The organism is Tropicimonas isoalkanivorans (assembly GCF_900112335.1).
Taxonomy (GTDB): Bacteria; Pseudomonadota; Alphaproteobacteria; order Rhodobacterales; family Rhodobacteraceae; genus Tropicimonas; species Tropicimonas isoalkanivorans.
The window spans coordinates 100,442-113,130 of the sequence record NZ_FOLG01000004.1; the positions used below are offsets into that span (position 1 = coordinate 100,442).

At 68.2% G+C, this 12,689-nt stretch carries 13 protein-coding genes; 9 read left to right on the forward strand and 4 right to left on the reverse strand.

The genetic code is table 11. From position 1 onward, the window contains the following. Positions 1-240 precede the first annotated feature (240 nt). Positions 241-969 carry a tRNA (guanine(46)-N(7))-methyltransferase TrmB gene (trmB, locus tag BM075_RS09470; protein ID WP_093360434.1) on the forward strand — a complete coding sequence of 243 codons (729 nt, stop codon included), beginning with the start codon at positions 241-243 and terminating at the stop codon, positions 967-969. 58 nt (positions 970-1,027) lie between these two features. Here trmB and BM075_RS09475 read toward each other — a convergent pair whose 3' ends face one another. Continuing rightward, positions 1,028-1,687: a YiaD family glycine zipper/OmpA-like lipoprotein gene (locus BM075_RS09475; RefSeq protein ID WP_245758805.1), complete on the reverse strand. Its 660-nt coding sequence runs from the start codon at positions 1,685-1,687 to the stop codon at positions 1,028-1,030. A 105-nt stretch (positions 1,688-1,792) separates the two neighbouring features. Further along, positions 1,793-2,653 carry a bifunctional helix-turn-helix domain-containing protein/methylated-DNA--[protein]-cysteine S-methyltransferase gene (locus tag BM075_RS09480; protein ID WP_093360435.1) on the reverse strand — a complete coding sequence of 287 codons (861 nt, stop codon included), beginning with the start codon at positions 2,651-2,653 and terminating at the stop codon, positions 1,793-1,795. Between the two features lie 131 nt (positions 2,654-2,784). Here BM075_RS09480 and nth point away from each other — a divergent pair, with 131 nt between their 5' ends. The 4 genes from nth to BM075_RS09500 all read left to right on the forward strand — a co-directional run bounded on the left by nth (position 2,785) and on the right by BM075_RS09500 (position 5,376). Then, positions 2,785-3,426 (forward strand): endonuclease III, encoded by a 642-nt coding sequence (gene nth, locus BM075_RS09485; protein WP_093360436.1) that lies wholly within the window; start codon positions 2,785-2,787, stop codon positions 3,424-3,426. Continuing rightward, positions 3,423-4,415, forward strand: coding sequence for an adenosine kinase (locus tag BM075_RS09490; protein ID WP_093360437.1), 993 nt, complete (start codon positions 3,423-3,425; stop codon positions 4,413-4,415). The genes nth and BM075_RS09490 overlap by 4 nt, the downstream gene beginning before the upstream one ends. Before the next feature lie 82 nt (positions 4,416-4,497). Then, positions 4,498-4,731 carry a helix-turn-helix domain-containing protein gene (locus BM075_RS09495; protein ID WP_093360438.1) on the forward strand — a complete coding sequence of 78 codons (234 nt, stop codon included), beginning with the start codon at positions 4,498-4,500 and terminating at the stop codon, positions 4,729-4,731. 261 nt (positions 4,732-4,992) lie between these two features. After that, positions 4,993-5,376 carry an HIT domain-containing protein gene (locus BM075_RS09500; protein ID WP_093360439.1) on the forward strand — a complete coding sequence of 128 codons (384 nt, stop codon included), beginning with the start codon at positions 4,993-4,995 and terminating at the stop codon, positions 5,374-5,376. Positions 5,377-5,493: 117 nt separating this feature from the next. Here the strand turns inward: BM075_RS09500 and BM075_RS09505 are convergent, their stop codons facing one another. Together BM075_RS09505 and BM075_RS09510 are read right to left on the reverse strand one after the other, a co-directional pair. Continuing rightward, complete coding sequence (locus BM075_RS09505; protein WP_093360440.1) at positions 5,494-6,537, reverse strand: ATP-binding protein; 1,044 nt, start codon at positions 6,535-6,537, stop codon at positions 5,494-5,496. Beyond that, positions 6,538-7,485 (reverse strand): ABC transporter ATP-binding protein, encoded by a 948-nt coding sequence (locus BM075_RS09510; protein WP_093360441.1) that lies wholly within the window; start codon positions 7,483-7,485, stop codon positions 6,538-6,540. 115 nt (positions 7,486-7,600) lie between these two features. Between BM075_RS09510 and BM075_RS09515 the strand changes: the two genes are divergently transcribed. The 4 genes from BM075_RS09515 (at position 7,601) to BM075_RS09530 (ending at position 12,638) form a co-directional block, all read left to right on the forward strand. Continuing rightward, positions 7,601-7,798 (forward strand): zinc-finger domain-containing protein, encoded by a 198-nt coding sequence (locus BM075_RS09515; RefSeq protein WP_093360442.1) that lies wholly within the window; start codon positions 7,601-7,603, stop codon positions 7,796-7,798. 129 nt (positions 7,799-7,927) lie between these two features. After that, entirely contained in the window at positions 7,928-8,395 is a 468-nt protein-coding gene (locus BM075_RS09520) for a hypothetical protein (protein ID WP_143089851.1), read from the forward strand. A gap of 320 nt (positions 8,396-8,715) precedes the next feature. Then, a complete protein-coding gene (polA, locus tag BM075_RS09525) occupies positions 8,716-11,511 on the forward strand; it encodes a DNA polymerase I (protein ID WP_093360444.1) in 2,796 nt (931 codons plus the stop codon). Between the two features lie 200 nt (positions 11,512-11,711). Next, positions 11,712-12,638, forward strand: coding sequence for a cation diffusion facilitator family transporter (locus tag BM075_RS09530; RefSeq protein WP_093360445.1), 927 nt, complete (start codon positions 11,712-11,714; stop codon positions 12,636-12,638). Positions 12,639-12,689 lie beyond the last annotated feature (51 nt).

Genomic DNA, 12,689 nt, shown 5'->3' on the forward strand with positions numbered 1-12,689 from the left:
TCGGAAAATATCCTCGGGGGAGGCTCCCGGCTCTGCCGGGAGGCGTGGGGGCAGACAGCCCCCGTCCCGGCTTGCCGACGGCGGTGAGGCGGCGCAGGGGGCGCTCCCGCCCGTCTTCGCCCCCGTTCGGGGGCTCATCCCGTTGGGCCGGGCCGCGGGCTGAGGCCCGCGGCGGTTCGGCGCGGCCCGGAGCCGCTGCCGCTTGACCCCGGGGGCCGCCTTTGCCAAAGGCTGCGCGTCATGACCAAAGAGACCGCTCCCCAAGGCGCCCCTTGGCGCAATTTCTATGGCCGCCGCCACGGCAAGACCCTGCGGCCGAGCCAGCAAACCTATCTCGAGGAAGACCTCGCCAGGCTCTCACCCGGCCCCGTCGGCTGGGACGAGAACCCCGAGCGCAGGCCACTCGACCTGGACGCCTTGTTCGGCGGCCGCGATGTCTGGCTGGAGATCGGCTTCGGCGGGGGCGAGCACATGGTGCACCAGGCGGAGTTGCACCGGCAGGTCGGCATCATCGGCTGCGAGCCCTTCATCAACGGTGTCGCGATGCTGCTGGGGAAGATCCGCGCGGCGGAGGCGGACAACGTGGCCGTCCACCCCGGCGATGCGCGCGATCTGTTCGACGTGCTGCCCGACGCCTCTATCGCGCGCGCCTTCCTGCTCTATCCGGACCCCTGGCCGAAGAAGCGGCACCATCGCCGCCGCTTCGTCACACCCGAGCATCTCGCGCCGCTGGCGCGTGTGATGACGCCGGGGGCGGAGTTGCGGATCGCGACGGACATTCCGGACTACGTGCGGCAGGCGCTGGAGCAGGTGCCGCGCCACGGGTTCGTCTGGACCGCGGAGGGACCGGAGGACTGGCGTCGACCGTGGGACGACTGGGTTTCCACGCGCTACGAGCAAAAGGCCCTGCGCGAGGGGCGGGTGCCGCATTACCTGACGTTCCGGCGGAGCGACGCGGGACGGCGCTGAGGTTGCCCGGCGTGTGGAACGCGGCCGACCGACGCGGGGCCGGCCGCTCATACGGTGATCAAGCCGACGGGCTGATGAGGATATCCACGCGGCGGTTCTGGGCGCGGCCCTCCGCCGTGAGGTTGGACGCGACAGGGGCGTCCTCGCCGCGACCGGTTGCGGACATGCGGTATTGCGCGACGCCGTTCGCCGAAAGGATGGCCGCCACGGCCTGGGCGCGGCGCACGGAGAGATCCTGATTGTAGGCCGCGTCCCCGGTGTTGTCGGTGTGGCCGACGATTTGCGCGCTGGTGTTCGGGTATTGGTTCAGGTTGGCGGCGAGCGCGGCGAGATCGCCCCGGACCGCCCCGCGCACCTCGGTGCTGTCCACGTCGAACAGTATGTCCTGCGGCATGGTCACGACGAGGGTGTCGCCCTGCTGGCTAATCTGGATGTTCTGGTTGGAGATGGATTGGCGCAGGGCCGCTGCCTGCTGGTCCATCCGGTTGCCGGCGATCGCGCCAGCGCCGGCGCCGATGGCGGCGCCGAGCAGGGCGTTGCGGCCCCGATCCTTGTCGTTTTCAGCAGTGGCGAGGCCGGTGGCCGCGCCCAGGACGCCGCCCATGATGGCGCCTTGCTGGGTGTAGTTCGCATCCGGGTTCAGGTTGGCGGGATCGGTGCAGGCGCCGAGGGCGAGGGCGCTGCACAGGGGAAGGGTCAGGGAAAGACGGGTCATCATGCTCGTGGCCTCTTTGGGGACATTTCCCTTAGGTTTTACGCCACCTGCGCGCCGGTGCCAGCCACCAATCGCGTGACGTGGCGGCCTCTCGCGCATTTTCGCCGCTCAACTTGCGTCCGCGCGGGCGGCTTCCCAGGCGAGAATGGCCCGTTTGACCGGCAGGCCCCAGTGGTAGCCCCCGAGGCCCCCGGACTTGCGGATGGCGCGGTGGCAGGGGATCAGCCAGGAGACCGGGTTGCGCCCGACGGCCGTTCCGACGGCGCGGACGGCTGCGGGGTGGCCGATGGCGCCAGCGATTTCGGAATAGGTCGTGACGTGGCCGCTGGGAATGGCCAGCAGCGCTTCCCAGACCTTGATCTGGAATGGGGCGCCGATAAGGTGAAGCCGCGCCTCGCCGGTCGCCTCGCCGAAGGCCGCCTGCACCCAGGGGCGCAGGGCGCCCGGGTCCTCCCGGAACGTCGCCTTCGGCCACCGCGCGCGGAGGTCCGCCATGGTGGCTTCCGCCCCCGTGTCGGCGGCCAGGCCGATGCCGCAGATGCCCTTGTCCGTGGCCATCACCAGCGCCGGTCCGAAGGGGCTGTCGAACCATCCCCAGCGGATCTCGAGCCCGGCGCCGCCCCGGGCATATTCGCCGGGGGTCATGGACTCCCACCGCAGGAACATGTCGTGCAGCCGCCCGCTGCTCGACAGGCCCGCTGCGTCGGCGGCCTCCAGCGTGGTGAAGCGGTCGCGCAGGAGCGTCTTGGCGAGGCCGAGGGAAAGGTATTGCTGGTAGCGCTTCGGCGAAACGCCGACCCACTGGCTGAAGAGGCGCTGGAAATGGGCGGGGCTCATCTGCATCCGCGCCGCCAGGGCGTCCAGCGAGAGGGTCTCGCCCGTCTCTGCCGCCGCGTCGATCTCGTCGAGCGCGCGCCGCATGACGTTGAAGTGGTATCCCTGATCGGCGACTGCGGTTTCGGCATTCATCGTCTTGGCCTCCTGTGATGCAATGACATTAGTGGCCGGTCCGGGGCCGGGCGACCCGAATCCTGCGGCTTGCGTTTGCATCGGCGGCCGATGACGTTAAACCGGGCCGCAGGCAAAACGAGACGACCCGCATGGCCCCGCAACTTCCCTACCGCGTGATGCGGGATATCTTCGAGCGTTTCCGCGCCCACGAGCCCGAACCGAAGGGCGAGTTGGAGCACACCAACGCGTTTACCCTGCTGGTCGCCGTGCTGCTCTCGGCGCAGGCCACCGACAAGGGCGTGAACCGCGCAACCCGGGCGCTCTTCGAGCAGGTTTCGACGCCGCAGGAGATGCTGGAGCTGGGCGAGGAGCGGCTGATCGAGCATATCCGCACCATCGGGCTCTATCGCAACAAGGCGAAGAACGTCATGAAGCTCTGCTGCATCCTGGTGGAGGAGTACGGCGGGGAGGTTCCGAATTCCCGCGCCGCACTTCAGGGCCTTCCGGGCGTAGGGCGCAAGACGGCCAACGTGGTTCTCAACATGTGGTGGGGGATGCCGGCGCAAGCGGTGGACACCCACATTTTCCGTCTGGCGAACCGCACCGGGATTGCGCCCGGCAAGGACGTGGTGGCGGTCGAGCGGGCCATCGAGGACAACGTCCCGGCCGATTTCGCCCGCCACGCGCATCACTGGATGATCCTTCACGGCCGCTACATCTGCGTGGCGCGCAAGCCGAAATGTGCCGTGTGTTTGATTGAAGATCTCTGTCCCAAGGAGGGCGTTGAATGAGCCCGAACTATCAGGTTGCCGGGATCGGCAATGCCATTGTCGACGTGCTGTCCCATTCGGACGACAGTTTCCTGGACATCATGGGAATCGAGAAGGGGATCATGCAACTCGTCGAACGCGAGCGTGCGGAAGTCCTCTATGCCGCGATGGACGAGCGCCGGCAGGCGCCGGGCGGGTCGGTGGCGAACACGCTGGCGGGACTGGGGCACCTGGGGCTGAAGACGGCGTTCATGGGGCGGGTCCATGCGGATGCGCTCGGGGCCTATTACGCGCGGGCGCTGGCCGAGGGGGGTACCGATTTCGTCAACCCGCCGGTGCCGAACGGGGAGCTGCCCACGTCGCGCTCCATGATTTTCGTCTCGCCGGACGGGGAGCGGTCGATGAACACGTACCTCGGGATCTCCGCCGAACTGGGGCCGGAGGACGTGCCCGATGCGGTGGCCGGGGCGTCGGAGATCCTGTTCCTGGAGGGCTACCTGTTCGACAAGGACAAGGGGAAGGAGGCCTTTCTGAAGGCCGCGCGTCTCTGCAAAGCGTCCGGCGGCCGCGCGGGGATTGCGCTGTCGGACCCGTTCTGCGTGGACCGGCACAGGGCCGATTTCCGCACGCTGGTGTCCGAGGAGATGGATTACGTCATCGGCAATGTCCACGAGTGGTGCTCGCTCTACGAGACAGAGGATCTGGAGCGCGCGCTGGCCCATGCGGCGGTCGATTGCGGGCTGGTGGTGTGCACGCGGTCCGGCGACGACGTGATCCTGATCCGCGGGGCAGAGCGGGTGGAGGTGCCGGTGCACCGCGTGACGCCCGTGGACGCGACGGGCGCGGGCGACCAGTTCGCGGCCGGGTTCCTCTATGGGCTCTCCACCGGGCGGGACCTGGAGACATGCGGGCGGATGGGGGTGATCTGTGCGGGCGAGGTGATCGGCCATATGGGCCCGCGCCCGCAGACGGACACCTACGATCTGTTCCGGCAGGCGGGGCTTGTCTGACGGCCGCGTCGAGCGCGGTCCGGCGGCGTGAAACGATTTCTTCGGGGTTGATTTTCGCCCTGCCGGGTGCCATGCGGCGTCCATGAAGATCGGTGAGGTCATTTCCCGCGCACGCCGCGCGGCAGGGCTCAAGCAAAAGGAACTGGCCGCCGCCGCGGGCGTCCACGTGCAGACGCTCAAGCGCCTCGAAGGCGGCGCGGGGGCGGGCTACTCCACCGTCCGCGCGCTTGAGAAGGCCCTCGCCAAGTCCGGCGCCACCTGGCAGGAGGTCGACGGCGGCTACGAGCTGCGGGTCAAGCTGAAGTCAAAGTCCTGAGCGAGCCGGCGGTCTGCCCACACATTGAACGCGGGAGCGTCGGCGGCGTTGCTGGCTGCGTTCCGGTTGTTTTGGCGGGGCAAGCCGAGCGGATGCGGGGCGTGCGGGGGCGCGCACCGCCACCGAAGTCCGGCGCAGGACACGGCGCAGGAGAATGCCGTGTCGCGGGTGGAAATTCTGTCTATACCGAGGGAGATGGCGCGCGAGATTGCGGCGGCCGACACCCTGTTTGTCGACTGATTGGGTTTGAGGAGAGAGGCGATGGCCTACGACTACGACGACGAGAACATCTTTGCGAAGATCCTGCGCGGGGAGATTCCGAACAATACGGTGATGGAGACGGAGCACTCGCTGGCGTTCCACGACATCAACCCGCAGGCGCCGGTGCATGTGCTGGTGGTCCCGAAGGGGCGGTACGTTTGCTACGACCACTTCGCGCTGGAAGCGTCGGACGCGGAGATCATCGATTTCACCCGGACGGTCGGACAGGTGTGCAAGGCGCTCGGGGTGCAGGCGGATGCGGCCGGCGACGGCTGCCGGCTGATCGCGAATGCGGGCGTGCACGGCGTGCAGGAAGTGCCGCATCTGCACGTGCACGTTCTGGGCGGACGAATGCTCGGGCGGATGCTGGCACCGGCGGAGTGACGGTTCGGGCCGGTTATCAAACGGCGCGCCTGCGGCGCGTTCCTTTTGAGCCCTACGGGCAGTGGGCGCCTTTGGCGGGCGGTCGGCATTCCCCTGCGGTGGTCTTTGGGGGGCGGGTCACTCCAGTCGGGCGAGCATGTCGGTCAGGGCGGCGAGGGCGCGCTGCCGGTGGGCGGCGCTTTCGGCGGCAAAGTGGTCGAGGCTCGGTGCAGCGTTGACCTCGAGGATCGTGGCGCCCTCCGTGCCGGCGGGGAGGTTCGGGGCGAGGATATCCACGCCCGCGAGGGTGAGGCCGAGGCTGCGGGTTGCGGCTGTGGCCAGCGCCTCCGCTTCGGGCGGCAGGGTTCCGGTGAGGTCCCTGGCGCGCCCGCCGGTGGAGAGGTTTGCGGTCTCCAGCAGCGGCAGGGACGCGCCTTTGGCCGGAACGCTGGCGGGGGTGAGACGGCGCGAGGCGAGGCAGCGCGTGATCCGTGGATCGTCAGCGACGACCCGGGGGCCGCGTCGTGTGGTGGCGAGTGTCGCGAGGGCGTCACTCAGCAGCTCGGCGATCGTGCGTTCGCCGTCACCTGTGATCGCGAAGGGCAGACGTTCGTAGGCAAGAAGCACGGTGCCGTCGAGCACCAGAAGGCGGTAGTCGCGGCCCGGCACCTGGGCCTCGATCCGGAGCTGTTCTTCCGTGGCGAAACCTGCCGCAATGTCCTCCGCAAGCTCCGCCTCGGTCCGGGCGAGCGTGACGCCGCGCCCTTCGGCCCCGCGGTTGGGTTTCACGATGACCGGTAAGCCCTGCGTGCGGGCGAAGGCGAGGCCGGCGCTCGTTTCAGGCAAGCGGCCCGCAACGGCGGCGTTCTTGAGCGCGCGGCGGGTGCAGTAGGCGGGCGAGAAGATCGCTAGGCCCGGCGGCGTGGGCAGGCCGTCGGCGGCGAGCCAGCGGGCGGTGTAGTCCTTGTCGGCGGCGAGCGCGACGGCGGAGTCGCAATTCAGTCCGAGGGCCTTGCCGACGATCGGGCGCGTGCGGCCGGTGGGCGTGGTATAGCGGCCGACGAAGCCATAAGCCTCCTCAAGCTCGACGGTGCCGCCCCGCGCGGCGGCGGCCTGGGCCAAGAGGCTGCGGTAGGGCGACACGCCAGGCCGGGGCCGGGCATCCGGCGGCGTCAGGCGCATTCAGGCGGCCTGATCCTCGGAGGACTTGGTCAGCGCGAGGAAGACATCCTCAAGATGGGGCTCGGCTGTGGCGACGTCGTGAATGCGGATGCCGGCGGCGCGCACCGCGTCCAGCACCTGCTCGGCAGAGGTCCGGTTGCGGAAGTAGGAGAACGCCAGCGTGCCGTTGGCGCGGCGCTCCAGCTCCACCCCGTCAGGCAGTTGGAGAGCCTCGGGGGCCGGGTCGACGGGCTGGATGACCAGCGTCTTCGCGTCGAGCTGGCCGATCAGCCGGTCGGTCCGGTCGTGGGCGATCTTGCGGCCCTGGTGGATGATGGCGATCTCGTCGCACATCTCCTCGGCTTCCTCCAGGTAATGCGTGGTCAGGATGATCGTCATGCCCTGCGCGTTGAGCTTGCGGACGTTCTGCCAGAGCATCTGCCGAAGCTCGATGTCCACGCCGGCGGTGGGCTCGTCGAGCACCAGAACCTGCGGGGAATGCACCAGCGCCTTGCCGAGCAGGAGGCGGCGGCGCATCCCGCCGGAGAGCGTGCGGGCGTAGGCGTCCGCCTTGTCGGTGAGGCCGATGGTGCGAAGGATCTCATCGGTTCGGCGCTGCGACTTGGGAACGCCGTAGAGGCCCGCCTGGGTGTCCAGCGAGGCGCGGGGCGTGAAGAACGGGTCCATGTTCAGTTCCTGCGGCATGACCCCGATGGAGGCGCGGCTCTGGCGCGGGTTCACGTCCTGATCGAAGCCCCAGATCTTCACCTGGCCGGCGGACTTGCGCACAAGTCCGGCGAGGATGTTGATGAGCGTCGATTTTCCCGCGCCGTTCGGGCCGAGCAGGCCGAAGATGCTGCCGGCGGGAACGGTCAGGTCCACCTCGTGCAGGGCCGTCTTCGGGCCGGTGCCACGCTGGGCGGCATAGGTCTTTGTCAGGCCCTCGATCTCGATGGCGTAATCTGTCATATGCGGCGCTCCGGCACTTGCCCGTACCCGGGCTTACCCTATGATGCCGGATACCTAAGCCGTGCCGGAGGCCGCGACAAGGCGGCCGCTGGAAAGATCCCGCAGGAGCCTGTGCATGAGCAATATTCCCGAACCGCCCGAGGTCGAGATCGTCACCACCGAGCGGGTGGCTTGCGATGGAGGCGAGGGGGCGCTTGGGCACCCGCGTGTCTGGCTGAGCCTTGGCGAGGACGGCGAGGTGGAATGCCCCTATTGCGACAAGCTGTTCCGCAAGGCCGGAACGGGTGACGGGGAAGACGGCCGCGCCGCGTGACCCGGGCGCTTGACCCGGGCGGAATCAGTTGTATCTCCTGTCGAAATTCGGCGCTAAACTGCCCGGGACGCATCCGGGCAAATGCCGTGTCGTGGGTGCACCGCGCATAGGGAATCGAAGGAGGCCGACGTGCCCAGCAAGACAAGTTCGAGAGAGACGGTGGCAGCGGGCGAGCTGACCGGGCGGTGCGGAAAGGTCCTGTTCAGGGGGGCTGGCGTTCTGGCACTCGGCCTCGGGCTGGCCGCCTGCGATGAGTCTTACGCGACGAAGGATCAGGTGTACCTGCCGGCCTCCACGCCGCGCCTGAGTGCCCCGGCGCAGCGGGCCCTGCAGCTTAGCACCGGCACCCATGCCGACGACATTCCGGCCTACACCGGCGCGCCCGGCCCGCATGGCGAGCATCCTGCCTATGTACCGGCGACGGGCCGACTCGTCTTCCGCGACGACTTCACCACCACCACGCCCGGCGAAGCCACGGCCACGGTGCGGGAGGTGCGCGCCGCGACGGCGGACACCACCCACAGCAGCGTCTCCGAGGTGGAAATCGAACAGGCCGGCAGCGGGCGTGAGTACTTGGTGCTGAAGAACGGCAGCTGATCCACGGTTAGGACACGGCGCCCGGCTGACAGTTTTGCCGGGCCGAGTCTGGCCTCGGGCCGCGGATGGCGTTCCCAAATTCTTCGACGGTCCCACCGGCCGCTGTGCCGTAGCAGTGCGGTGTGGGCGGTCCGATAATCCGAATAAGGATCAAGGGATTGCAGGTGGGTGCGCCTGCGCCTGCCCGTCGTAACCCTACGGATACGCGCCGTTCGGAGAACCGTCGATCAGGCGCTCGCGCCTCCCTGGCCGGAACGGCTGTGGACCCGCCGGAAGCGGCGGGGTAGGTCTGTCGGGTGAACACGGGGAATGGAGCGGACATGCCATTCGGCAAGGGACATCACCTGCATCTGATAGACGGCTCGGCCTTCATCTTTCGGGCCTACCACGCGCTGCCGCCGCTGACGCGGAAGTCCGACGGGCTGCCCGTGGGGGCGGTCGCGGGCTTTTGCAACATGTTGCACAAGTATATCGAGGCCAACACCGGCCCCGATGCGCCGACCCATGCGGCGGTCATCTTCGACTACTCCGGCAAGTCGTTCCGCAACGCCATCTACGAGGACTACAAGGCCAATCGCCCGCCGGCGCCCGAGGATCTGGTGCCGCAGTTCCCCCTGACGCGGGAGGCGACGCGCGCCTTCAACGTGGCCTGCGAGGAGATCGAGGGATACGAGGCCGACGACATCATCGCGACGCTCGCCTGCAAGGCGCGGGAGGCGGGCGGCCGGGTGACGATCATTTCCTCCGACAAGGACCTGATGCAACTGGTCGGCGGCGGCGTCGAGATGCTGGACGCGATGAAGAACAAGCGCATCGGCGTCGAGCAGGTGGAGGAGAAGTTCGGCGTCGGGCCGGATCGCGTGGTGGACGTGCAGGCGCTGGCCGGGGATTCGGTGGACAACGTGCCGGGGGCGCCGGGCATCGGGGTGAAGACGGCGGCGCAGCTTATCAACGAGTTCGGCGATCTGGACACCCTTCTGGAGCGCGCCGAGGAGATCAAGCAGCCGAAGCGGCGGCAGACCCTGATCGAGAAGCGCGACCAGATCGAAGTATCCCGGCGGCTGGTGCAGCTGGATTGCGACACGCCTCTCGATTTCACGCTCGACGACCTGGAGGTGAAGGAGCCTGAGCCGGAGGCGCTGTTGGGGTTCCTCGCGAAGATGGAGTTTCGGACCCTCTCCAAACGGATTGCCGACCAGTTGGGCGTGGACGCCCCGGCGATTGCCGAGTCCGTGCCGGAGGCCGGACCGGCGGATGCGCCGGAGGCGAAACCGTTCGATCCCGATGCCTACGAGATCGTCCGCGATGTGGCCGCGTTGCAGGTGTGGATCGATCGGATCAACGCGGTGGGTCATGTCGCCGTCGATACCGAGACGACCGGCCTGAACGAGATGACCGCCGGACTCGTCGGGATTTGCCTGAGCGTGGAGGCGGGGCAGGCGGCCTACGTCCCGCTGGCGCATCTGGCAGACGGGGGCGATGGGCTTTTTGCCGACACCGCGCTGGCGGAGGGCCAGATGCCGTTGGAAGAAGCTCTGGCGATGCTGAAGCCCGTGCTGGAGGACCCGGCGGTGCTGAAGATCGGGCAGAACATGAAATACGATGCCAAGATCCTCGCCCGCCACGGCATCGAGGTCGCGCCGTTCGACGATACGATGCTGATGTCCTATGCGATGCACGCGGGGCTTCATGGGCATGGCATGGACACGCTGAGCGAGCGGTATCTCGGGCATGTGCCCATCCCGATCAAGGAGCTGATCGGCTCCGGGAAGAGCCAGATCACCTTCGACCGGGTGGAAATCGAAACGGCGGCGAAATATGCTGCCGAGGATGCCGACGTCACCCTCCGGCTGTGGGAGGCGTTCAAGCCGCAGCTTCACCAGGCGCGGGTCACGACCGTCTACGAGACGCTGGAACGCCCGCTGGTGCCGGTGCTGGCGCGGATGGAGCGGGCGGGCGTGAAGGTGGACCGCGATACGCTCTCGCGCATGTCCAACGCTTTCGCGCAGAAGATGGCCGGGCTGGAGGCGGAGATTCAGGAACTGGCGGGCGAGACGTTCAACGTCGGCTCCCCCTCGCAGGTGGGCGAGATCCTGTTCGACCGGATGAGCCTGCCGGGCGGCAAGAAGGGCAAGACGGGGAAATACTCCACCCCGGCCGATGTGCTTGAGGACCTGGCAACGGAGCACGACCTGCCGGCCCGGGTGCTGGACTGGCGGCAACTGTCGAAGCTGAAGTCCACCTACACCGACGCGCTGCAGACCCACATCAACCCCGAGACCGGGCGGGTGCACACCAGCTACGCCCAGACGGGCGCCAACACCGGCCGGTTGGCCTCGACCGATCCGAACCTGCAGAACATTCCGGTGCGGACGGAGGAGGGGCGGCGCATTCGCGAGGCCTTCGTGGCCGAACCGGGGCGGGTGCTGGTGAGCCTCGACTATTCGCAGATCGAGCTCCGGATCCTGGCGCATGTGGCGGGGATCGACGCGCTCAAGGAGGCGTTCCGCCAGGGGCAGGACATCCACGCGATGACCGCCTCGGAGATGTTCGACGTTCCGATGGAGGAGATGACGCCGGAGATCCGCCGCCGGGCGAAGGCGATCAATTTCGGCGTGATCTATGGCATCTCCGGCTTCGGGCTGGCGCGCAACCTGCGCATCCCGCGGGGGGAAGCGCAGGGCTTCATCGACCGGTACTTCGAGCGGTTTCCGGGCATCCGGGGATACATGGACGAGACGGTGGCCTTTGCCAAGGACAAGGGCTACGTCGAGACGCTCTTCGGGCGGAAGATCCACACGCCGGAGATCAATGCCAAGGGTCCGGGTGCCGGCTTCGCCCGCCGGGCTGCGATCAACGCGCCGATCCAGGGGACGGCAGCGGACGTGATCCGCCGCGCGATGATCCGGATGGAGGAGGCCATCGAAGGCCTGCCGGCGACCATGTTGTTGCAAGTGCACGACGAACTGATCTTCGAGGTCGCGGACGGCGCGGTGGACGAGACCATCGCCCGGGTGCGCGAGGTGATGGAAGCGGCGGCCGCGCCCGCGGTGAGGCTCGACGTGCCGCTTGTCGTCGATGCCGGACAGGGCGCGAACTGGGCCGAGGCGCACTGAGCGGGGGCGGGGCGCCCGGCGGTCTGACGGCGTGCTGGCGGTGCTGTAGGACGCGGGGCGCTGCCCCGCACCCCGGGATATTTTCGGACACAAGAAGCCTGGCCGTTTGCATGGGCCTCTGATGGCGGGCCGATAGGGTCCGGCCTGCCTTGCGTCCGGTGGCGCGATTTGATCCAACGAGATCAAGCAAGGAGCCAGCGATGCCGCACGATCACGACCATCATCACCCCATCGATGCGGGCGCCGGGGACCGCCGGGTCTTCATGGCGATTGCGGTGAATGGCGTGCTCACGCTGGTGCAGATCGTGGCGGGCATCCTGTCCGGCTCGCTGGCGCTGATAGCCGATGCCGTGCACAACTTCAGCGATGCGCTGTCGCTCGTCATTGCCTTCGCGGCGCGGCGGATTGCCCGGCGGCCGGCCGATGCGAAGATGACCTTCGGCTATGGCCGTGCCGAGGTGGTGGCGGCGCTGATCAACTACACCACGCTCGTCGTCATTGCGCTGTACCTGGCCGCCGAGGGCGTCGGGCGGCTGCTCGACCCGCAGGACGTGGAAGGCTGGATGGTGGTGATCGTGGCGGCGGTGGCGCTGGTCATCGACACGGTGACGGCGCTGCTGGTCTTCCGCATGTCGAAGGAGAGCGTGAACATCCGCGCGGCCTTCCTGCACAATCTGATGGACGCGCTCGGCTCGGTGGCGGTGATCGTTGCGGGGACGCTGATCCTGCTGTTCGACTGGCGGCTGGTGGACCCCATCGTGACCCTTATGATCGCGGGCTACATCCTGTGGCACACCGCGCGGGAGATTGGACCGGTGATCCGGGTTCTGATGTTGGGAAGCCCGTCCGATACATCGGCGACGGAGGTTCTGGAGGGCATGGAATCGGTCGCGGGCGTTGCGGACGTCCACCACCTGCACTTGTGGATGATGGGGGAGCATGAGACCTCGCTGGAGGCGCATGTGGTGCTGGACGACGGCGCGGATGCCGTGCAGGTCAAGGAGGCGCTGAAGGCGATGCTGTCGGATCGGTTCGGCGTGGTGCACACGGTGCTGGAGCTGGAAACGGACGGGGATCGGTGCCACGCGGCGCCGCGGATCGGGCACGACTGTCGCAGTCCGGCGTGACACGCTGGGCTGCGCGGTGTGGGCGCGAGGGCCCAACGTGCGCTTCGTGAT